This window comes from Mesorhizobium sp. M0051 (assembly GCF_040323235.1).
Classification (GTDB): domain Bacteria; phylum Pseudomonadota; class Alphaproteobacteria; order Rhizobiales; family Rhizobiaceae; genus Mesorhizobium.
This window is the reverse complement of sequence record NZ_JAMYUT010000044.1, coordinates 18879-40344: the sequence shown is the minus strand read 5'-3', so window position 1 is coordinate 40344 and position 21466 is coordinate 18879. Positions and strand designations below refer to the sequence as shown.

22 protein-coding genes and 2 pseudogenes are annotated in these 21466 nt (G+C 59.5%); 8 read left to right on the top strand and 16 right to left on the bottom strand.

The features are described from left to right. Positions 1–300: 300 nt before the first annotated feature. From pqqE to pqqA, 5 genes are all read right to left on the bottom strand, one after another. The gene (gene pqqE, locus NKJ90_RS30585; protein WP_050589501.1) at positions 301–1443 is read right to left on the bottom strand and encodes a pyrroloquinoline quinone biosynthesis protein PqqE; all 1143 of its coding nucleotides are present in this window, start codon (positions 1441–1443) and stop codon (positions 301–303) included. After that, positions 1413–1709: a pyrroloquinoline quinone biosynthesis peptide chaperone PqqD gene (pqqD, locus tag NKJ90_RS30580; RefSeq protein ID WP_023758472.1), complete on the bottom strand. Its 297-nt coding sequence runs from the start codon at positions 1707–1709 to the stop codon at positions 1413–1415. Before pqqD ends, pqqE begins: the two co-directional genes overlap by 31 nt. Continuing rightward, positions 1706–2464 carry a pyrroloquinoline-quinone synthase PqqC gene (pqqC, locus tag NKJ90_RS30575; protein ID WP_352487534.1) on the bottom strand — a complete coding sequence of 253 codons (759 nt, stop codon included), beginning with the start codon at positions 2462–2464 and terminating at the stop codon, positions 1706–1708. Before pqqC ends, pqqD begins: the two co-directional genes overlap by 4 nt. Continuing rightward, the gene (gene pqqB / locus NKJ90_RS30570) at positions 2461–3387 is read right to left on the bottom strand and encodes a pyrroloquinoline quinone biosynthesis protein PqqB (RefSeq protein WP_352487532.1); all 927 of its coding nucleotides are present in this window, start codon (positions 3385–3387) and stop codon (positions 2461–2463) included. The genes pqqC and pqqB overlap by 4 nt, the downstream gene beginning before the upstream one ends. 79 nt (positions 3388–3466) lie before the next feature. Beyond that, the gene (gene pqqA, locus NKJ90_RS30565; protein ID WP_156938501.1) at positions 3467–3559 is read right to left on the bottom strand and encodes a pyrroloquinoline quinone precursor peptide PqqA; all 93 of its coding nucleotides are present in this window, start codon (positions 3557–3559) and stop codon (positions 3467–3469) included. 72 nt (positions 3560–3631) lie between these two features. On the opposite strand from pqqA, the gene NKJ90_RS30560 reads away from it, so the two are divergent. Beyond that, complete coding sequence (locus NKJ90_RS30560) at positions 3632–4390, top strand: Crp/Fnr family transcriptional regulator (protein WP_352487537.1); 759 nt, start codon at positions 3632–3634, stop codon at positions 4388–4390. Between the two features lie 155 nt (positions 4391–4545). Further along, positions 4546–5073, top strand: a complete 528-nt coding sequence (locus NKJ90_RS30555) for a YciE/YciF ferroxidase family protein (protein ID WP_352487536.1) — start codon at positions 4546–4548, stop codon at positions 5071–5073. Positions 5074–5124: 51 nt separating this feature from the next. Here the strand turns inward: NKJ90_RS30555 and NKJ90_RS30550 are convergent, their stop codons facing one another. Both NKJ90_RS30550 and xth read right to left on the bottom strand, forming a co-directional pair. Then, a complete protein-coding gene (locus tag NKJ90_RS30550; protein WP_352487531.1) occupies positions 5125–5724 on the bottom strand; it encodes a cupin domain-containing protein in 600 nt (199 codons plus the stop codon). 157 nt (positions 5725–5881) lie between these two features. Next, a complete protein-coding gene (gene xth, locus NKJ90_RS30545) occupies positions 5882–6700 on the bottom strand; it encodes an exodeoxyribonuclease III (RefSeq protein ID WP_352487530.1) in 819 nt (272 codons plus the stop codon). A 396-nt stretch (positions 6701–7096) separates the two neighbouring features. Between xth and NKJ90_RS30540 the strand changes: the two genes are divergently transcribed. Both NKJ90_RS30540 and NKJ90_RS30535 read left to right on the top strand, forming a co-directional pair. Next, positions 7097–7981 (top strand): hypothetical protein, encoded by an 885-nt coding sequence (locus NKJ90_RS30540; protein WP_352487529.1) that lies wholly within the window; start codon positions 7097–7099, stop codon positions 7979–7981. Between the two features lie 308 nt (positions 7982–8289). Continuing rightward, a complete protein-coding gene (locus NKJ90_RS30535) occupies positions 8290–8511 on the top strand; it encodes a hypothetical protein (RefSeq protein WP_352487528.1) in 222 nt (73 codons plus the stop codon). 361 nt (positions 8512–8872) lie between these two features. On the opposite strand, the gene NKJ90_RS30530 is transcribed toward NKJ90_RS30535, so the two are convergent. The 9 genes and pseudogenes from NKJ90_RS30530 to NKJ90_RS30490 form a co-directional block, all read right to left on the bottom strand. After that, on the bottom strand, positions 8873–9304 hold the full coding sequence (locus NKJ90_RS30530; RefSeq protein WP_023758462.1) for a hypothetical protein: 432 nt from the start codon (positions 9302–9304) through the stop codon (positions 8873–8875). A 719-nt stretch (positions 9305–10023) separates the two neighbouring features. Beyond that, positions 10024–10613, bottom strand: a pseudogene (locus tag NKJ90_RS30525) (ABC transporter permease); the annotation flags it as partial. Between the two features lie 136 nt (positions 10614–10749). Continuing rightward, positions 10750–11312 (bottom strand): annotated as a pseudogene (locus NKJ90_RS30520) (sigma-70 family RNA polymerase sigma factor). Between the two features lie 681 nt (positions 11313–11993). Further along, positions 11994–12308: a hypothetical protein gene (locus NKJ90_RS30515; protein WP_352487527.1), complete on the bottom strand. Its 315-nt coding sequence runs from the start codon at positions 12306–12308 to the stop codon at positions 11994–11996. A gap of 161 nt (positions 12309–12469) precedes the next feature. Beyond that, complete coding sequence (locus tag NKJ90_RS30510) at positions 12470–12763, bottom strand: hypothetical protein (protein WP_352487526.1); 294 nt, start codon at positions 12761–12763, stop codon at positions 12470–12472. 823 nt (positions 12764–13586) lie between these two features. Continuing rightward, entirely contained in the window at positions 13587–13829 is a 243-nt protein-coding gene (locus NKJ90_RS30505; protein ID WP_352487525.1) for a hypothetical protein, read from the bottom strand. Positions 13830–14733: 904 nt separating this feature from the next. Then, a complete protein-coding gene (locus NKJ90_RS30500; RefSeq protein ID WP_023762771.1) occupies positions 14734–14934 on the bottom strand; it encodes a DUF768 domain-containing protein in 201 nt (66 codons plus the stop codon). Beyond that, positions 14915–15136 (bottom strand): DUF768 domain-containing protein, encoded by a 222-nt coding sequence (locus tag NKJ90_RS30495; protein WP_023762770.1) that lies wholly within the window; start codon positions 15134–15136, stop codon positions 14915–14917. The genes NKJ90_RS30500 and NKJ90_RS30495 overlap by 20 nt, the downstream gene beginning before the upstream one ends. A gap of 607 nt (positions 15137–15743) precedes the next feature. Beyond that, positions 15744–16055: a hypothetical protein gene (locus tag NKJ90_RS30490; protein ID WP_352487524.1), complete on the bottom strand. Its 312-nt coding sequence runs from the start codon at positions 16053–16055 to the stop codon at positions 15744–15746. A gap of 1168 nt (positions 16056–17223) precedes the next feature. Here NKJ90_RS30490 and NKJ90_RS30485 point away from each other — a divergent pair. From NKJ90_RS30485 to NKJ90_RS30470, 4 genes are all read left to right on the top strand, one after another. Next, positions 17224–17964 carry an ATP-binding cassette domain-containing protein gene (locus NKJ90_RS30485; protein WP_352487523.1) on the top strand — a complete coding sequence of 247 codons (741 nt, stop codon included), beginning with the start codon at positions 17224–17226 and terminating at the stop codon, positions 17962–17964. 55 nt (positions 17965–18019) lie between these two features. Continuing rightward, positions 18020–19081: an ABC transporter permease gene (locus NKJ90_RS30480; protein WP_352487521.1), complete on the top strand. Its 1062-nt coding sequence runs from the start codon at positions 18020–18022 to the stop codon at positions 19079–19081. 55 nt (positions 19082–19136) lie between these two features. Next, the gene (locus NKJ90_RS30475; protein ID WP_352487520.1) at positions 19137–20141 is read left to right on the top strand and encodes a sugar-binding protein; all 1005 of its coding nucleotides are present in this window, start codon (positions 19137–19139) and stop codon (positions 20139–20141) included. 93 nt (positions 20142–20234) lie between these two features. Beyond that, positions 20235–20984 carry a glucose 1-dehydrogenase gene (locus tag NKJ90_RS30470; RefSeq protein ID WP_352487519.1) on the top strand — a complete coding sequence of 250 codons (750 nt, stop codon included), beginning with the start codon at positions 20235–20237 and terminating at the stop codon, positions 20982–20984. Positions 20985–21466: the final 482 nt, after the last annotated feature.

The window sequence follows — 21466 nt, the reverse complement described above, 5'->3', positions numbered from 1 at the left end:
GGGCGGTCGGGCGGCGCCCCCCCCCCCCCCGCGGCGGGGGGGGCGGCCGCGCCCCCACACCAAACCCACAAACACACCCCCCCCCCCCCCCCCCCCCCCCCCCCCCCCCCCCCCCCCCCCCCCCCCCCCCGAGACTCCGTCGTCGTGCATCCAGCAATCCTTGTACCGAGGGAACTGCACGGCGGGCCCTGAACATTCGGGGAGTTGGATTAATTCCCGGCCAACGAAAAGGTTCCACTGGATCGTCATGCCTCGTGGCAACTGGCTGATCAGACACAGCTGTGAACGTACGATAAGAGCTTAAGCGCTGGCGATGCGGCGAAAGGCGTAGGGCGCGATGAGGTCTCCTCCGGTGCCTTCGGATGTCGAAAGGGCCTCCTCAACCAGCGTAGCAATCGCGGCATGGAGGGGCGACCTGACACATGCGGGATCAGTCGCAGCCGCATCGCCCGCCAGCGCCAGCGCCTGGCAACGGCAGCCACCCCAATCAAATTCACGCCGCTCGCAGCTGCGGCAAGGCTCAAGCATCCAGTTCGTTCCGCGGAAGGCCTCGAATGCCGGTGAGTCCCGCCAGATATCGGCCAGCGGCCGCGAGCCGAAGCGCTCGAAGCGCAGTGATGGAATGGTCGCTGCCGCATGACATGGCAGCACGGCGCCGTCCGGTGCGATGACGAAAGCATCGCGTCCCCAACCACCCATGCAGGGCTTGGGATATGTGGCAAAATGGTCGGCCAGGACAAAATCGATCTCCAACACGCCGACAAGTCGTGCCCGTGCCTCCTCCACAGTCGCGGCCTGATGCTCTATCGAGGCGCGATCGGGCAGCAGATGACGACGATTGAGCAGCGCCCAACCGGCATATTGTATATTGGCGATCTCCAACCGCTGGGCGCCAAGCGAGAGCGCCAGCTCGATGTAGTCCGGAACTTGCGCGATGTTGTGCCGATGGATCGGCGCATTGATCGTAAGCGCCAACCCGAGTTCCCGCGCCTGCCGGGCGGCAGCAAGCTTGTTCGCGTGAGCCCCGGAATGGCGTCCGATGCGCGCGGTCGTTTCGGCGTTGGCTCCCTGAAAACTCACCTGGACATGGTCCAGTCCAGCACCTGCAAGTGCTTCCAGCCGGGCCCCGGCAAGGCCAACACCAGAGGTGATGAGGTTGGTGTAAACACCGGCATGCGCAAGTGCCGAAACAAATTGTTCGAGATCCCGGCGCAGCATCGGCTCGCCACCCGAAAGATGCACCTGGAGAACACCCATATCCGCTGCTTGCTGGAAGAGGTCGAGCCAGCATTCCGTCGCCATTTCGCGGTCGGCTTTTAGCAAATCGAGGGGATTGGAACAGTAGGGGCACTGCAGAGGACAGCGATGCGTCAACTCCGCCAGCATGGCGATGGGTGGGAGCGGCACCTCCGTCACAGCCGCACCAAAAGCCGGTCGGCCCATTGTTGCAGAAACGCGCCGACGTCACGGTCGATCTCCCCGCCGTCGGCGTCGTATTCCAAAGCAAGAGACATCACCATAACACTGAACGGCGTCTTGCCGTCACAGCGCTGCAAGATGTCCAGCCCGATTGCGTCCGGCCAGAAAACGCGCTCGGGAGACAGCACCGCCCAAGCATGCCGGACCGGATCAAAGCGCAGGCGTACATAGGGCGCGAGTCGCGGGAGAGATTGCCGCGATACAAACGCTCTTGGGCGGTCCACCGTCATCTTATCGCCTCCGGACGAAAGCAGCCAGGGGGCACAATCCCCTCGCGCCCGTAGGCGTAGTCGAGTGCATCGAGCATCGCCCAAAGCACATCGCATTTGAAAACCAGGGAATTGACAACTTTCTGCTGGCGTTCTGCCGTGTCGGCGTGGCGAAGCACGTAGTCCAGCGCGAATTCGGAATCGCGCGCGGCCTGGTCTGGCCGTCGGTCGAAATAGGCGAGCGCGTCGGTGGTGACGAAGTCGTACCGAGCCAGCAAGGCTGGCACGCGTTCGGCGATAATATCGGGCGAGAAAAGTTCCGTGAGGGAAGACCCCACTGCCTCGAGCAGGGTATGGGAGGCGCAGAAATTGACATACGCTTCCACCGCGAAGCGCGTTGCAGGCAGCGCAAGCCGTTGGCTTTTCACCTCTTCCGGCAAAAGACCGAGCGAGGTCGCGAGATGCAGCCAGCGCGCAATGCCGCCGCTCCGGCCGTCCTTGCCGTCATGGTCCTCGATGCGCTGACGCCATACGGCCCTGAATGCCGGATCCTCGGCATGGGAGAGGATGATGGCATCCTTGCGCGGGATTGCCTCCTGATAGCAATAGCGGTTGAGCGCCCACGCTTGCAGTTCGGCCTTTGACATCGCTCCCTCCACCATTCTGCGATGGTAGGGGTGTCGGTTGTGATAGCGCTCGTGACCGACTTGCAGAAGTACGGCGCGCAGATTTTGCGCGTCAAGACCGCTGCCGACCACATCGGAAAAATCGGTCACAGCACGAGCTCCATCCGGTCTTGCGCAATTTCCCATCCGGCCGCGCGCACGGCCAAGTGCTCAGGAGATGTCTCGTCCAAAACTGGATTTGTGTTGTTGATATGAATGAAGATGCGGCGACCGACCGGTATATCCTTCAGACGTGCGATCGCACCGTCAGGCCCGGACATCGCGATGTGCCCCATGCGCGCTCCGGTCTTCACGCCAACACCGCCCGTAATGAGCTCGTCGTTCGTGAATACCGTACCGTCGAGGAGAAGCATGTCGGCGCCGGCAATCCGTTGCTGCAATGTTTCATCGACGGCTGTACAGCCGGGGACGAAGAGCAACGAACGGCTTCCTTCCATCAGGCGAACCCCTATGGTTCCGCCATCGGCGTGACGGAGCTCGTGTCGGCCGTTATCTTCAAGAAAGAGCGCCACCTTGCCGGGAACGGGAAAGACCTCGATGCGGACGCCGATTTCCGCCCCCCCAGCATCGCGAAGATCGACGACGCCTTCAGCGGGAAGGCGGCGGCGCGAAACAATCCGAGCATCGAGGACATCGAAAATCGAATTGGAGGCGATGACCGCAAGGACCTGCTCGGTTGCATAGAGGGCAAAGGATTGTCGCTCGCGCAAGCTGAGGAGCCCCGCAATCTGGTCGACCTCGGCGCCGGTCACGACCACGGCGGCCATCGGCGTGGCACGGGCCGACATATTCGAATGCGGCTGGAGTTCCGTATTATCCGCGATCTGCTGGCGGATGTCTGGAGACGCGTTGAAAAGAATCCACCGTCGCCCGTCTGAGGATGCCGCGACACTGGTCTGACGGCGCGCGCGGACGCCGGTAGCGCCCGCTCGCGCCGCCCTGTTGAGCCGGTCGTTGGCGTTCCACTGGGGAAAACCGCCACCCGCTGCGGATCCAATTATCCTAATCCACACGCCGTGACGAACTCCAGTTGCTATTGCACCAGTGTCAGGCAACCAAGCGAGCACAGCCGATGCCGAACCCGCCGGTGCGTCATTTCTTCTTGATTTCGGCAGGCAGATAGCGGGATATTTCCATGCCCGCCGCGACTTCGCATATGACGGGCTTCTTCCAAGTCCTCTTCATGATCTTCTCCGATCTTGCTGCCGCGAATGGAGCGGCCAATCCCATAAGCTCCTAGCCGCGCCTTTGTTCCCGATGGGGTCTTTTGGTCCAGACCGTGCCTCCCCTTCTGTGGACCATCTGTCGCGACCGTCTAACCTAGGCCGGCGGCTGCCAGTCCGAAGACCCAAGCCTATTGCAACGACCAGTAATGCAGGCGCCAGGCCATCATCTGACGTCTTGGACCAAGTCGCCGATGGCATAGGCCCCTTTACGGCGCTTCTTGCCCTCGTGGCTGGCGACCTCCCGGATCTGCACAGTTTGCACCTCTCGGTGATAGATTGCACTTTTTCGACGCTCATACCGACCCGGTTAGGCTTCATGCGCCACGATGCTCTGCGCGCCATTTGCGAACAGCACCCCCGCATCGCGACCGCGTTCTGGCGCTCGACGCTGATCGACGCGGCCATATACAGGGAATGGGTCACCAATGTCGGAAGGCGCGAGGCTTTCACGCGTATGGCTCACATCCTTTGTGAACTGATCTACCGCTTGCGTTCGGTAGGACGCATCAAGGACCACATAGCCGACATTCCGATTACGCAGGCGGCGCTTGGAGATGCGCTGGGTTTATCCACGGTCCACGTGAACAGAATGCTTCAGGAAGTGCGACGGAAGGGCCTCATCGCCACCTCAGGCCCAACGTTACATGCTCTGGACTGGCCAAATCTTGTTCGCGCAGGAGACTTCGAATGCGATGCGAAGGGTTGCCGCCATTCACCGGCCTCGCCGCCAGCGCATAGGCCGAGTTGGGCGCGGAAATCGAAGACATCGGCATCGCCCTCCTCGCGCTGACAACGGCGTGGAAAACGACGGATACGGCCAAAAGCCGAACTGGCGCCGAAGTGTCATGGACGACTCATTTAATTGGACAGCAAGGGAACTGCCAGCTTCTCTCCGAGTTAGAAAATGCCCACGACGCGAAACAAGCCAACAAGGAGCACACAGCGATGGCAACCACTAAGAAGGCAAGTGCGAAGACCAAGAGCCTTGAGGATCTGTTCCTCGACGGTCTCAAAGATCTCTACTACGCCGAGAAAAAAATTCTGAAGGCCTTGCCGAAGATGGCCAAGGGCGCGGACGACGGGCAGGTCACCGCAGCCTTCGAAAAGCATCGTTCCGAAACCGAAGCCCAGGTGGAACGGCTTGAGGAGGTTTTCGAAATCCTCGGCGCGGCTGCGCGCGGGAAAACCTGCCCGGCCATCGACGGCATTCTCGAGGAGGGATCCGAAATTCTCGAGGAGTATGAGGGTTCGAAGTCGCTTGACGCCGGGCTCGTCGGCGCCGCGCAGGCTGTCGAGCACTACGAGATCGCGCGCTACGGCACTTTAATTGCGTGGGCTACCTCGCTTGGCAAGGACGATATCGTTGAACTTCTGAGCGCGACCCTCGAGGAAGAGAAAGCTACAGATAAGGCCCTGACGTCTCTGGGCGAAGCCGGCGTGAACGACCGGGCGGCCGAGCTGAAAGCGGCTTGAATTGAGACGGGTTTCAATGGTCCCGGCGCGACCGCCGGGGCCATGTCGTCGTCATTTCGGCCATACTGACAGCAGCGGGCCTTTGCTCCCATAGACTGGATCCTTCCGGGGACGGCCAACCTTGGGAATCGTTTGCAATGCCCGCTCATGTTCCTGGGCTGTCGTGCATTCGTCATAAGTCCCCGATGCCGGATAAGCACCGACCACCAGAAAGTCATCACTCTCGCCGAGGCATTGGTGTCCGGTGCCGGCCGGTAGAACGGCCACGTCGCCAGCCTTCAAGGATAATATCCGGCCCCTTTTGCCGCCGAACCGAACCCTGCCGGTTCCGCGCGCAACCCCAAGCACCTCGTGTATGCGGGAATGGTAATGAACGTGGTGATAGATGCCGTCACGCCAGCTGTCACGCCAGCCATTCGCCTCGAAAAGCTCTTCCAGCACGGCCGCGAAGTCGAATTGCTCCATCGGCTTCACGGCGCCACGATAGATGACAAATGGCCAGAACGGATGGTTCGGCACGAGGCCATCGTCCTTGAACCGAAATTCGAGTGGTTTCTTCAACCTCACCAGTTCGGCGAGTTCTTGCGTTCTCGGTCGCCCAATACCCGTCGCTAGCTCGGCCGCCTTCTTCACGCTTTCAAGAATACCCACTGCTATCCTCGTTGTAAGGGCCAGATAGAGCAGTAAGGACGCCGCCGCTCTGGTCTCAACAAATCTCAACTAGCGGCCCCGCATTTTGTTCCTTTTGCCGGATGGCCGTGGTCCGCGCCGCGATGTCAAAGAAACCCTTCGCTTCCGGGAGCGACGATCATCCAGCCTCACTATTGACATGACCCGCAACCTGGGCGGAGAGGTCGAGTTCTATCCAGGCTGGCGCATGATCACTCGGCTTTTCCCAACCTCGCACGTCAGCTTCCACGCCGGCATCACGTAGCCTGTTCGAAAGTGATGGGCTGACGAGGAGATGGTCCATCCGGAGGCCGGAACTCCGATCATAACCGCCCCGGTAGGAGAAGTTCCAATAGGTGTAGATGCCTTTTTCCGGATGGATGCGACGAACGGCATCGATCCAGCCGTTACCAAGCATTTCAGCGTAGGCTTGCCGGCTCTCCGGAAAGTAGACTGCATCGCCTAGCCAACGCTTTGGTACCACGGCATCGATCGGCGTTGGCACGACGTTGTAGTCGCCGCAGAGAACGCTCGCGACACCTTCCCTGAGCAGTAGCTTACCGTAGCTGATCAGACGGTCGAACCAGCGGAGCTTATAGTCGAATTTCGGGCCGGGCGCTGGATTGCCGTTGGGCAGATAGAGGCAGCCGACCACAATTCCATCCACCTCGGCCTCGATATACCGACTGTGGGTATCGTCGGGATCGCCTGGCAGGCCGCGTCGACGTTCCACCGGCTCCCTCCCCCGGGCGAGTATGGCCACACCATTGTAGGACTTTTGCCCGTGCCAGATCGCGCCGTAACCGGCGTTCCTGATGGCTTCGGCGGGAAATTTCTCGTCCGAGGTCTTCAATTCCTGAAGACACACGATGTCGTGGTCGTTCTGACCCAGCCACTTGATGAGCACGGGCAGGCGACCGTTCACGCCGTTCAGGTTGAAGGTTGCGATGCGAATCATCCGAGTTCTCGACAAACTCTTGGAGAGCAAGAAAGACTTGGTTGTTGATCCTCAGTGGTCTTTGTAGGGCTTGGCGGCCTCGTCAATCTTTCGCCAGTCATTCCGTAGCGACGTACCGACTCCCGCGCCTGCGCTGGTGACAGATCATGTGTCTCGATAACATGTCTCGCCTCTGCGTCCCCTTTGTGGGACGCGAACTAGCCTTTGCGACCGCTCGGCTCTAGCCGCATGACATCGTGGATCCTCCGGACCCTGCTTAAACTGCCAAGCGTGGGGAAAGTTTCACCCACGTCTTGGGCGTTGGCATCATAGCGCCATATTCCTGCGGACTTGCCCGGCTGATGAACCTTTGGCCCTGCGCCGCGTTCGCATGCAGCGAACTCGGTTGATTTTACGATGACGGACCCCAACGCTCGTCCTGCGCCGCACAAACAGGATGCAATTGGTGCCGAAGTCGGCTTTGCGTACGATCGAATGGCGGTCGAGCGGTTTCAGCAAGCTTTTCCGCGTGCCAGGTGGAGCGACGAGCGCAAGAGCTGGTTCGTGCCCGGTAAGACAGCGGCCCGGCGGATCGACCGCTGGCTGGAGCAAGAGGCGGCATTGCGGGCGCCCCATGACGAGAGCAAGGGACGAGATGCCTTCGCCTTCGACCCGATATCGAGCCGGTATCTGGAAATCGCGGATGACCTGCGCATTCGCACGCCCTATTCCAAGACGGTAGTTAAAGAACTGCATGCTGTCCCGTGGGCGAGTTGGGACGATGAGTTGCGGGCCTGGAGAGTTCCATTCCGCTCATATGAGACGCTCCGGCGTCGATGGCCACACATCGAACAGGCTGCGCAGCACGCCGAACCGGAGGAAAGGAAACGGCGACTTGCGGCAACCAGAAACACGGCAGCCTATAAGGCCGCACAACAGCGGGCTAGTGAACGTAAGCGCCATCGCTACCCTTTGCCACTTCAGGATCTGCCTACTTTGGGCCGCGCCGTCGCAACCATGCAGTACGGGATAGTCGTATTCACTGAAATTTCCGGTGAACTCGTTGAGCTGTCTGACGCAGCCACCTTCTATCCCCATGCGATGCCTGCGACAGGTGATTTCGTTTGGGGCAAGTGGCGTTCGGCAACCCTGGCCGAACTTGTGAGCACTTGGCCTGCTCGGTCAGCCGCCGGGCCGAGCGAACGCTTCAGAGGCTGGTGGAGACCAACCCTTGCTGAACTTAGACTTGCTCGTCGAAATGCACGCAGTAGTGAGCGTAGGAGGCGAAGTCACGCGCGTTAGATACCCCGCCCGCATTCGTTTTGTCATTGCTGCATTACTGGCGTCGCCGAGCGTTTACTGACTGCGGCGCTAAACACGCAGCCGCGCTTCGGCCGATATCGGGCGCGCACGAGTAGGGACGCCAAGGGCTCGCTACAGATAATGACCTCCTGCTCGACCGGCGGGGATCGTCGAGATCTTGTCGGCACGACAGGGCCGACGATTGGACAGTGAGGCCCAGGGCCGTCAGGGCTTCTCACGAACAGCAGGGAACCAAAGGCAATCGCAAGTGGTTTACCAATCGAAGGGACCGTAATGGACGCGGAATAATGAAATTTTTGGATATGGAACTGGCGCGAGCCCGACAGCGACTTAACCGAGAGGAGCTTGCCCTCGAAAATGCCAACGAGATGCTGGATGAAAACTGCGGCGTCGGCATCAATATCGCGCTCTGCAACAGGATACGGGCGGCGCAACGGCGCGTGGTAGAGGCCAGATCGCGGTTGACGAAGATTGATCACGGCAAGGCAAACACAATCCGCACAAGTTGATCCTTGCGGCCTTTAATTGGACTACGACCCGCGGCCGGTCGAACAGGTTGCGGCCATGCCAACGTCTTCCTGGCTTCGGCGACCGCTGTTGCGTACCGCGCATTGACTGCCCATTTCGACGGGTCAAAGGTCAACGATCGCATCGTCGTTTTTGATGTGAAGTCAACTGAGCGGCGAGCCGAACTGGCGCCTAACACCAAGGCCCGCTGCATCGAGGGAGAGCGGCGGGCCGATGCGGAGCCGGGCGACTTAGGGTGGGCGGGTTCCCGCGACGAGATAACGAGGCTGCTGAAAGTTTTCGCAAAGCACGCAGGACGAAGGAATGCCGCTCTCCGAAATAAGTGTCGCAGTCTTACCGACCTCAGTGCCGCATTCTCTGTCTGAGCCAATTCAGAAATCTGTTGCCACCGATTGTCCGGCGGACTCTTGCAGCAGCCCATTGCCCTGTCATCATACTCCCGACATGACAACTACAGACCACGTCGTGCAATTGCCAGTCGGTCAGTTCGAAGAAGCGCTTTGCTTCCCCATAGGTGTCATCTTTCAGGCCCAACGCACGCAGCACTGAATCCTCGAAAGCCACTGTGATTGGCGAGCCCTCACACCGTACTGCGTCGCGGTCTTTCCGCTTCAGACGTTCGGTGCCGATCAGGGCTCTCAGGCGTCGCTCCGGATGTTCTGCAAGCAGCTCTGCCCAGCGCTCGATGCGCTGTTGCCGGGTCATGATCGGGTAGGTCGACAAGGGTTCCACCTCTGCGATTGTCTGCAGTTGATTTAAGGTTTGATGTTTCATGGTCGTCTCCTGTGGATTGAAGATCCCCTCCCAACAAAAATTATCGCGCCCCGACTCGCTGACAAGCCCGGCAGGCGGTTTCTCGACGGATAATCGGGATTGCCAGTTTGTGCCTGACACTGCGCTGTAAACCGGAACCAGGTTCGCAGAGGCGAGGCCGTGGCAAAACCGATCGTCGAAACCGTGGAATGGCTTGACCGAAAATGAAACCCCGTCACCGAGCACGCAGTTGGTAACAGAGAAGGGAGTCCGCCGCCTTTGGGCTCCGGCCAGATTACAGGACAGGCCGTTTAGGCCGCCGGGTGGCATTCAGCCGCAAGGTGAACGGCCGACGCAGGTGCCGGTGAGCATTGCCGCGTCAGCCGCTACGGCATTCTTGTTGAGGATGCAAGAAGCCGTAGCAAAGCTTAGCACCTGCTAAAATGGTAGGCAACGAAGCTGCGGCGGCTGAGTGGGCCCGTCGCTCGGCCGAAGCACCTTGGACGCGGGGAAGTCGACGTGGCCGAGCAAGCTCGACCCGTAAAGCATGCCGGCATTGCCATTCTCCGCAAATGACCGCGGCGTGGTTCGGTCGTTTGACCTGACGGTCACTCAAGTTACTAATTTGCCGGGTCCTTGGAGCGATCAGGTCAGGCTCAGACGCTCGCGGCAACAAGCGGCCGGCTAGCCTCAGTACAGTCGTCACCTTGGTCGCCGGCCGGCATCATTGCCGACCGCCGTCAGGTGGCCCGGCTCTCGGTCGAATGCGGGCTCCACTGGATCAGACGGGCCTCGGCGATGTCGCGGGTGCGGTTGATGATCAGCACAAAAATCGCGAGGATTATAATGCCGGCGAAGACACCGACCGCATCGAAATTGCCTTCCGCCTGGGCAATCAGACAGCCAAGGCCGGCGGAGGCGCCAAGGTATTCGCCGATGATCACGCCGACCACCGCGAAATCGACCGAGGTGCGCAGCAACGATAGGATCCAGCTGGCCGTGGCCGGGAAGTAGACGTGCGTCAGCAGGCTTGAGCGCTTGGCGCCGAGGGCCGCGCGTTCGCCAGCACCACCGGGTTGACTTCCCGCACGCCCTGCATGGCGTTGAAGAAGGTGATGAAGAACACAGCGTCACCGATAGCGCCACCTTCGACCACAGCCCGAGGCCGAGCCAGAGCACGAAGATAGGAGCGAGCACCAAGCGGGGTTCAGCGCCTTTATGAACGGATCGAGGATGCACGGCTAAGCCCTAGCCAGACGACGGCTGCCACGCCGAGGGCGGTACCAATGACGTATCCGAGCACCGTCTCGGTGAGCGTGATCGACACGTGCCCTGGTCGGAGAGGACAGCCGAGTTGTTCTTTTTTTGAACTTTCCCCCGCCCTCAATATCGAGACGCGGGTATGCCTCGCCCTGCACGCAGGTCAAATGCAGTGCGCTCGTGGAAAGGCTGGCGCAAAGTTTCAACTAGAAGCGTCTATCCGCTTCGAAGTGGCGTTGACCGTCCGATAGCTGATTTCGCCTTTCCATCAATGTCTGCAGCGAACTCTCTCCAAGAAATTCGAGAGCGTTCGCGCGAGCGCGGTTAAGCCGGCTTTTCACCGTGCCCACCGCGCAGCCGCATATCTCGGCTGTCTCCTCATAACTGACGCCCAGAACGCCTATCAGCATCAAGACTTCGCGTTGGTGTTCAGGCAGCCTCTGGATGGCGCCATGAACCTCCTTGCTTTGTACAGTCCATTCCTGCGTCGCTTCCGAAACCGGCCTCGAGGAAGCGCAGTCAAGCAGGCCAGGCGCTTCCCTCGCAGCAAACTTGACGTGGGTGTAGTAGGTGTTGCGCATGATCGTGAAGAGCCAGGACTCATGCGCGTGCCGGGCTCGAACTTGTCCATGTTCGCGAGACCCTTCGTCAGCGTCTCCTGCACCAGGTCGTCGGCATCGTCGGGAATGCGGCAGAAGGTCCGCGCGAAAGCTCGCAGGGCAGGTATCAGGTCAACGATGCAAACTTCACTGGTTTTCTGGTCGGCCAAATCGCAGCCTCCCGATTACAACGATCCAGCTCCCAGACGAAAGAGTGTTTGAACGACCTAGCTAAATGCATGGGAGTTTATATCGTTCCGCGCGTTGATACTCCCACTGGCGGTCACGCTCCCGCAGTCATCCGCGAAACGTCGCTCCGGCTCTGCGGGGCCATTGCCGTGAGGCGATCAAGATCGCGCTGCTCCGCAGCACGCCTACCATCGTCATCCACGAGCAAGTCTTTCGCCAACTGCTTTCGACGCCAAGCAGAACCTAATCGACACCGCTCAACTGCGCGCTATTCGATGACGGCAGTAAGCTCGGCGAGGCTGTCATCGTATCCAACACGACCAACAAGCGGCTTGCACGCTGGACGCTCTTCAAGGGCTTGCTCGTTTGTTGAGCCTGTCCAGCGCTCTCGCCGCCTCGAGGTTCGCTGGCGCCGTCAGGTAGCGCCGCATCGTCACCATGTGCGGCTGGCCTCTTGATGGCAGCATTCGCGGTTGTGGTGCTGGTGCTGCCGGCGAGGCCTAGCGGCACACATGGCCGAAAATGCCCCGGGGGAGAGCAGCGGGCCTTTGACACAGAATACGGCCGGATGGATTGAGATGGGAAGGGCATCCGGCCAGCGCAATAAAGGTTGGCTCCGGCGTGATTTCCTCGAACACGCTGACGACGCGGTCCTGCTGCTTTCAGCGATGCTGTTCAACGAAAGTTCTACAGGCGGGTGACAAGTGCCCCATCTTGCTTTGAAGATCACATTTGCCAATCGGCGTCGTTGGGCAAACCGATTTGTAATCGCGGTTGCATGCCTTGCCTTGGAAAGATTTGAAAGTTTTTACTTGCTTTGGGCTGGTTCCGCTCGCTGGAACCAGGCCGGAACCAGTGTCCATCGCGCCATCCTTGCCAGCCTTGCCGCCCCCTCTCGCAGAGGCAATGCCAGAAATGGCGGCGCATGCGACAGTTGCGCCCATCAGGGAAAGCAGTGCACGACGTGATGTAGACATTGTCGAAACCTCCCTTTTACTTTCCAATTAACTAAATTAGCATAGATGAATATAGATTCATATTCGGGGTTCGATCGAAATTCGCCGAAGCGTCCCGCGCGCCTGGCGCCCCACCTATTGGCAGCGCTGCCCCTGACAGGTGCCGACCTTCGCCAGCGCCTTCACCTGCGGCCGAAAGTCGGCTTCGAAACACGCCTGGTGCGTGCTTCGTCTTGGCCTCGATAGTCGGGCACGAAGGTGAAGAACACCGGCCGGCGATCGCGACCATCTGCCTTGCAATCCGAACAGACAAAGAACCCGACCAGATCCCAGTGCATTGAGCCATGATCTGGGCCGAACCGATCGATCAGCGCCTGGATGTCGAGCTGAGTCGATTTGCAACACGCGGGATGGCCGCAAGTGATGCGGACCGTTTCGCGGGCGGCCAAGGTGTCGGCGAGGGTCTTCTGGAACATGGCGATCTCCGTTGAAGGGTCGCCGCAACGGAAGGATTATATTCCTTGATGTAACCTAGGTGGCAAGAGGCGACTGAATATTAGCAGTCTTTTTGACTAGGCCATCGGCCGCCCCAGAATCGGTTCTATGGCTCGCGGGATCAAGGACGGAGTGGCGATCATGGCGACCGTGCGGTGGCGGGTCACGGAGGATCGGGTCAGCGTCTCGATCCCAACCGAACGCCTACAATTTCCGGCATTCGATCACCAAGGCGAAGAAAGGCCAGCCGATCGAGTTGATCGGCGACGTCACCAGGATAGACGAGGACAAGTGACTGTGAACCTTGGCGGCCCCGCTACGGTCGATGCGGACACTGTGCGGCTGGTGCAAAGCGCCGTTCCGCCGAAGCGAAGGAAGGCATTATTGACCGCCCAGATTGACGACGCAAAACAGCCCGCCCCGAGCCCTTTTGCCCCGGTGGGCCCAAGACGGGCTGCGGGAGCTCGGAGGTGCTTCCCGCTTCAAAACTTCAGAAGCGGGAACTTGTTCCGTTAGTCTTCGCTAAAATGCCCGCCACCTCTCGGCAGCGGGCAGTCTCGTCGTGGGAACATGCATTGACTGGATGCCACACCGAAGCACCTCAGGGCAATAAGGTCCTCCTTCCGATCCAGGCTCTTCGATGTACACGATCTTCGATGACCTATCCAAAGCCCTCAGAGCCCCGTGCAGACGTGTGGCGCCCTGTCCGCCCCATTGCCCTCACAAGTTGGTGGCAAGGTGCTGACGGGCGTTGCCATCGGCTTTGGCGGACAAGCTGTAGCCGGCGGTTAGATCAATCCGGCTCTAAAATCCAATTACGATCCACGGATTGGTGTCGTATCCGAGGCGCGGCTTTTCCGGTGTTGCTCCGTTCGGCAATTTGGCGGTTCCAGTCAAACTGCAGTCCAGCTCTGGCACCGGCTTCTTGGCCGAATGTTGTTTAGAGCACAGAGCGGCAGCGTCACTGACAACCACCTTCTTCTCCTTGGCAGCAGCGATAGCACTCGAAGCGATTTCGATTGCCGCGCCAAACACAGCTACTCTCATTGGAATTCCCCGCGGATAGGCTTCCCAAGATACCGGCGTTAGCGACCTCATGAAAACATTAGTGCAAGCGAAGATATTGCACTCGTCGTTGGCAGGAGTTGCACCCTCGATCTTGCCGGCAAGCTGTTCCTAGCTAGACCATCATCAAGTCGGCATGTGGTGGAAGAACGCCCGCCGCCCCATTCACGGCAGCGACGGGCCGCCCCAGGATCAAGGGACTTGCAGGAGCGTTGGGCACCTGCCGTCAAGGGAACTATCAGGATCGCCTAAATGTTCCGGAGCTGGCCAGTAGATGATCAAACCGGCCATGACGCTATCGAAAGTCGGCTTCCAGCCAAATTGCGCTCACTACGAATTGCACGATTTGTACCCAGCCTTGGATAGCGAGCGCAAGGGTCATCCGAAGTGATTGAAGCCTGCGGCGAATGGTTCGTCCACGTGGTCGAAGAAGATCTGGAACTAACCCGATCCTTCGAACTGGAACGTACGCCCTCGCCTTCGGATAGCCTGCATCTGGACAAGTTTGCCCGGATGCAGGGCTGTCCGACCAACGCATGACACCGGCGGGCTAGTTCATCACAGACAGCTCGTCGGCTCGTCGACCGTCTGTCGGCTGCCTTCATCGCCTCGTCTGCAAGGGCGCTGATGGCCACAAGATCGTCGGTTCTGCCATCCATTTGTTTAGAAAGTTGACCCCGCGCGTGCTCGTCGAAAGATGGCCCACCAGATCGCGAACGCACCCGGTGCAAGCAACAAGGCAGCGGCCAGTATCAATACGCCCTCGCGTTACTGCCATCTCGGCGGCGGGGTTGGCATCAGTCGCTCGGGATTTCGTCCTGCGTCCATGGTGAACCAATCTGCCCGGCGATGTTAAGTTCCGCTTAGTGCTGTTTGGCTGCTCCTCTCAGCGTAAGCCCTGCATGATGAATTCGTACATCTTGCCAATTTCTTCATCGATCTCTTGGGCGGGAATTCCTTGGCTCTGCGCCGCCTGCTTCGCGTCCACGGCCATGTCGATCACCAGGAGTACTGGGTCGACGATAGGATCGTCCGGTAAATGATCAGAGATCCAATGGTAAAGAAAATCATTGCCGCGCTTGCTCATGTTCCCTGAAATCCTGCACCGACGCATGCCGAAGCCTATGCTCGCCGCGTAGCGTCCTGACACGCGCCCTAATCCCGAGGAAGCGGGCATCAGCAATCAGCTTGTGTGTCAACTCGTCGACAGAGATGACGCACGTCTGGATCTTCTCCGGGATGTTGTTCGCGATCCACCGATCAAGGAAGTTGATGCCGCGCGTAGTCATGCTTTGCCCCGCACCACGTACGAAAACGTTCGCTTCTGACCGCCTGTCTCGGTGACGCGAATCCAATTCTCCTCATTGCGCCTCAGCGTCACTGGCCGGCCTGAATGCTTCTCGGCCACTTTGAACGGTAAGATGTCCATGGCCAGGAAGGACGACACCACTACAAAACTGACAATGATCTCAACTCGATATTCCTGCACTCGTCCGCACCAAAGCCGGCCTCTTCGCCACTTAATTAGCTGGCGCTGAAATAGTTCCGCAATCGGGAAAGCGAGGTCTCCTGAAACAAAGCGCTCATTGAGCACTGCCGCAGCGAGTGCTCTGCCTCAATCGACGCCTTTGACACCAAGAGGCAGCTCCAGAGCAGTCGACCTCCGTTGGGCTGGCTCGCGGCGCTTCCGAAGCACAGGCCGATTATGCGATTGGTGTGAGGCATGGCCGAGCGATTACAAAATGATCGCGATGAGCCGGCAAAAAGTCTCTTTAGCTAAAACTTCGGAGATTCGCCAAATTGGCCGAAAATCCGTTGGAAGCTCGCTACAACCTAACCCAGACCCGCGACTAGGCACATACTCGAGCCGCTTCGGACGTAATATCTCGATTCCTTTCATTGGCGAAGCGGCGGGGACTTTCTGCAGCCGGCAGCAGTTTCTTTCATCTGGGCAGGGGCGGCGCCCTTGGCGTCGAGTGTCGCCTGACCAGTGGGCTGTGCAGTGCCGGTCTGCTGGTCGGCGGCACAATCTTTTACCGCATTCGGTTTCGATGTGCCGCCCGTTATGGTGGGGTCAAGCTTCATGCCGCCGGCCGCACCATAATTCGTCCTGATACCGTGTTTATGTTGAACGGGCGTGGCGGCTTGTGCCAACGACGGGCTAGCCGACAAAGCGATTACAATTGATGCGAATATAAACCGTTGCATGATATTTCTCCCGGTTTGAGCGCTGTCGCTCCGTTGACGGCAGCAGCGGGTCGTCCCTAAGGGAATCGCGAGGCTTGCAGAGCTTTGGTGACCCCTGCCGCCAAGGTAACTATTAGCCAAATCTAATGTTCCATTGCCTCGCCAGACGGGCTTACCGCTTCTTCACCTTCGGTGTGATCTGCTCGACCGGCACCTTAGCACCGCACGGCCAGCGCCTTGGCCTTGCCTTGCTGGTCCGATGACGTGGGTTGTGACCGTCATCCCATCGCAGTGCAATTGAAGCCCGCGCCTCTGTGGGAGAGCGCGGGCCGCTCAGGAGGAACAACGATCTTCAGCAGGCGATGGAGGTACCTGCCGCATGTATCAAACCTTTAGGGACGGCTAATGTTCCATCAAAACTGAGTGAAAAATCGACTTCCAATCGAGGTTGTCGCTCCAGAGAAACGAAGGAGTTTGCCATCATGGACTGGAACCGCGTCGAAGGATTGGAAGCAGGTTAATGGCAAGGTCAACGGTGGGGACCTCCACCGCATCGCCGGCAAGCGCGATCAGCTCAGGATGAAACGAGAGGCAAAGGTTCCAACCCAATATTCGAGCAGTGGCCGCCTTCCCCCAAAGGCGTGAAGCGCGCGCCGCGGCTTTGTGCTGCACTCGGCAAAACACGCATGCCTATCGGCCGGTTGCCGCAGCTCGCCGCGAGCTTTGACCCTTGGCGGGGGCCAGAGTGCTCATGGGCGCAATTGGCTTCCTATTGGACCACGTCGCTGTTCAGACTACCCATGCGGATCAACCAGCCTGCGCCAGCATGCGCTCAAAGACGCTAGCGCCGAATCGCAACGGATGGGCATTGCACCAACTCTTCGGCGGCCGCCAGCAATTTTCGAGCACAACATTTAAGTCTTCGACCAGGAATGTCGGTCTCGATCCGCAGATGGACAGCCAGGTTCTGCATCGGTCTGGGATAACGCGAACCCGGCTTGCTCATTCCGCCAAATGAGGGTGTGACCAAGTCGATCCTAGGATATCGCCGCATCGAGATCGTGCAGCAGAGGGAGATTGCCATCTGATGCGCCGATCTAATAATCATTGTGTTGAATGCGTTTCGCTGATTAGCTGACTTGCATAACACCGGGACAAAATTGGCAAATGTTGTCCGGGGAGGACCGCGATGCCGGTGCTTGAGGTTCGTCACGTTTCCAAGAACTTTGGGGCGATCCAGGCCCTGACCGACGTCAGCTTCCAGGTGGAGCGGGGTGAAGTCGTGGGTCTGATGGGGGACAACGGCGCCGGCAAGTCGACGATAGTCAAGACAGTGGCCGGGAATTTTCCGCCGAACGACGGCGAAATTGTCGTGGACGGCGAGATTTGTCACTTCCATAAACCCGTTCAGGCCCGTGCCAAGGGAATTGAAGTCGTCTATCAGGACCTGGCGCTGGCGGATAATCTGACGGCCGCGCAAAATGTCTTTCTTGGCCGCGAGATGAAGAAGGGCTTCTGGCCGATCAGGGTGCTCGACAAGCAGGCGATGATCGACCGCTCGGCAGCGCTGTTCAGGGAACTCAAATCGGAAACCCGGCCGCGCGACCTCGTCAGGAAGATGTCGGGTGGGCAGCGCCAGGCGGTCGCCATCGCGCGGACCCGGCTTTCAAACGCCAAGCTGGTGTTGATGGACGAACCGACCGCCGCCATCTCTGTACGCCAGGTGGCAGAGGTGCTCGAATTGATCCGGCGCCTCAAAGCGCAAGGTGTCGGCGTCATGTTGATCAGCCACCGCATGCCTGACGTTTTCGCCGTTGCAGATCGTATCATTGTGCTCAGGCGAGGCTCGAAGGTTGCCGACAAGGATGCCGGCAATACGTCGCCCGAGGAAATCACCGGATTGATAACGGGAGCCATCCGTGGCGAATAGTGCTCGCGAATCCGTTAGTGTTAGGGAGTCGGCCCCGGAAACGAGCCGACCGGCCATGTCGGACTTTGTCCCGACCAAGGAAAAGACGGCGCTTCAACATGTATTTTCAAGTCAGCCGTTCTGGGTGACGATCGCGCTCATTGCCCTCGTCACCTTGATGACGATGATGGAGCCGAGCTTCGGCACCTCCGAAAACGCTGCCAATGTCACGCGCAACTTCGCACCTTTCGGCATCATGGCGCTCGGCATGACGGTGGTTATCATCACCGGCGGCATCGATCTGTCGGTCGGCTCGATCATGGGCCTGGTGGTCATCGTCGCCGGCCTGTTCCTGACCTGGCACTATCCCTGGTACGTTGCATTCGCCGTCGGCCTTTTCTCCGGTATGGCGTGCGGCGCGGTCAACGGATTCTTCGTCGCCTATATCGGAATGCCGTCCTTTGTGGTCACCCTCGGCATGCTGTCCGCGGCGCGTTCGCTGGCGGTCGTATTCTCCGCCAACCAGATGCTCTACCAATTCGGGCCCGATGCTCCGATCGTAAAGGGGATCGGTCAGGCAAGATGGCCGCTGCATGGGCCGCAGGATTGGGCGCCGCACTGGATACCAGAATTGTCATCACAGTTCTGGACCATGGTGATTCTGGCCCTGATCGTCGGTTTCGTCTTCAATTTCACTGCCTGGGCCCGACATCTCTTCGCCATCGGCGGCAATGAGGAGGCGGCGCGGCTCACCGGCGTGCCGGTCGACTGGATCAAATTCGAGGCCTATGTCTTCTCGGCCTTCACCGCTTCGGTCGCCTCACTCCTGCTCCTCGGCTACAACGGCTCGGCCATCAATGCCATGGGCCAGGGCTACGAGTTGCGCGTGATCGCTGCGACGGTCATCGGGGGAGCCAGCCTTATGGGCGGAGCCGGCACGGCCTTCGGGGCGATCATTGGTTCGGCGTTCCTCGAAGTGATCAGGAATGCGCTGCTGATGGCCGGCATCGATTCAAATTGGCAAGGCGCCTTCGTCGGCGCCTTCATCGTTCTCGCGGTTCTTTTGGGCATGCAAACCGGCGGCAAATCGATTGTCGCCGCTTGGCTGGCAGTCTTGATGCCCAAAAAAGGCCGCTAGAAAACCCCGCCGGCGGGAGGCCTACGGGGCATTCCAGCTAGGAGGAGACGTCAAAATGAAAAAAAGTCTACTGATGGCGGCCGTGGCGCTTGGCGCAACGGTGCTCGCCGTTTCCGGCGCCCAGGCGAAATATACCTTCGCCCTGGTACCGAAGAACATGAACAATCCTTTCTTCGACCAAGCACGCGACGGCTGCAAGAAGGCCGAAGCCGAATCGAAGGGCGCCTTGGAATGCATGTATATCGGCCCCGGCGAGCATGGCGGCGGCGACGAGCAGGTACAGATCGTGCAGGATCTCGTGGCCAAGAAGGTGGATGGTATTGCCGTCTCGCCATCGAACGCCGCGGCGATGGCGGTTGCGCTGCAGGCCGCCAAGGAAGCCGGCATCCCGGTCCTCACCTGGGACTCCGACCTGCTACCCGAGAACAAGGAGCTTCGCGTCGCCTATATCGGCACTCACAATTATGAGATCGGCGTGAACCTTGCCAAGCTTGCCATGCAGGTCAAGCCCAAAGGCGGCACGATCTGCATCCAATCGGGCGGCGCAGCGGCGGCTAACCATAATGAACGCATGCAGGGTATTCGCGATACGCTTTCGGGCACCAAATCGGCGGCCTCGCCCGGGGACCGGCTGACGGGCCAGAATGGCTGGACCGAAATCGAAGGCTGTCCGCTCTACACCAACGATGATTTCCCGCTTTCGGTGCAGCAGTTTGAGGACATCATGGCGAAAAATCCGAACCTCGACGCATTCATCCCAACGGGTGGCTTCCCGCAGTTCATTCCTGATGCCAACCGCGCCGCGGTCGCACCGTACAAGGACAAGATTGCCTCGAAAGCGCTGGCCCTTGTCGTCGCCGACACGCTTCCCGTCCAGATCGACCAGATGAAGGAAGGGCTCTCGCTCGGCCAGGTCGGCCAACGGCCGTTCGAAATGGGCTACAAGACGATGATGGCGCTGAAGGACATGAAGGACGGCAAGGCGCCCCCGGCCGACCCGACCTACACGGGCCTCGACGTCTGCACGCCGCAGACGGCCGATACCTGCGTCGCCAAATAGTGCTTTTGGGCGGGAGGAAACTCCCGCCCTTTCATTGGAGCGAGATGCGGTTAGACTGCAGCATTGTCATCTTGTCTTGCTCCAGGGATTTCAATGTCGGAAATGTTCTCGCTCAAGGGCCGGGTCGCATTGGTGACGGGTGCTTCGCGTGGCCTCGGCTTTGCTATGGCCAAGGCGCTTGCGGAAAACGGCGCAACGGTAATTGTCAATGCGCGCGACATGGACACCCTCTGCGCGGCGGCGGAAAAAATCGGGGCCGAAGCCTTGCCGTTCGATGTTGCGGACGCGGCGACCTCAAGGGCGGCGCTTGAGGGGATCGTCGAACGCCACGGCCGCCTCGATATCCTGGTCAACAACGCCGGCATCCAGCATCGCAGCCCGTTGGTCGAATGGCAGGACGAGGACTTCGACCGCGTGATTGCGGTCAACCTTTCGGCCTGCTTCCGGATGATGCGCGAGGCGGTGCGCCTGATGCTGCCGAACAAATTCGGGCGCATCATAAACACTGGATCGGTCGCGGCGATCCTTGGCCGCCCCACCATTCACGCCTATGTGGCGGCAAAGGCGGGGTTGCATGGACTGACACGCTCGACTGCCGCCGAGATGGGCCGTCACGGCATCACCATCAACGCGATTGCCCCCGGCTATTTCGCTACCGAGCTCAACACCGCGCTCATCAACGACGAGGCCTTCACCAAATGGGTCGAGGCGCGAACCCCTGCTGGCCGCTGGGCTCAACCTGAGGAACTCGGCGGAGCCGTGGTGTTTCTCGCGTCCAACGCTGCCGCCTACGTCAACGGACATGTTTTGGCCGTCGACGGGGGTCTATCGGTCTCCCTCTGACCTACGAATTGCGACAATGGTAGCCAGGTGACAAACGATTGAATCATTGAGAAAGCATTGGCCTGGACACACCCTAACCTAGATGCGGTGGCCAGCTATGCCTTATGTGCGCCGCTTTCCAGACGATCTACGAGCGATGATTCTGTCCCGGTCCCCGGCATTACGGGCTGGGAAAAATCGACCAAGGCTTCTGGCACATCGGGTTCATTCGGACACTGGACCACCTTGCAGAAAAGCTGGTGGATGGACGCCAGTCCGCCTTCCTGTGTGGTGCTACGATCAAGGACAATTCAGTCCGGCGGAGCGGGCTTATTACGTGAAAGCCTATGGCGCACCGCAGATACATACTGCGTTCGAAATCTACCGGACGTTCCCCAAAAGACGGAGACTGGAACACCGCCCAGACCGCGCCGAATTCCACGCCTCTCGTGGTCGCTGTGGGCGAGAAGTCATTCTTCGCCGCCCATCAGCAAACCTTCGTG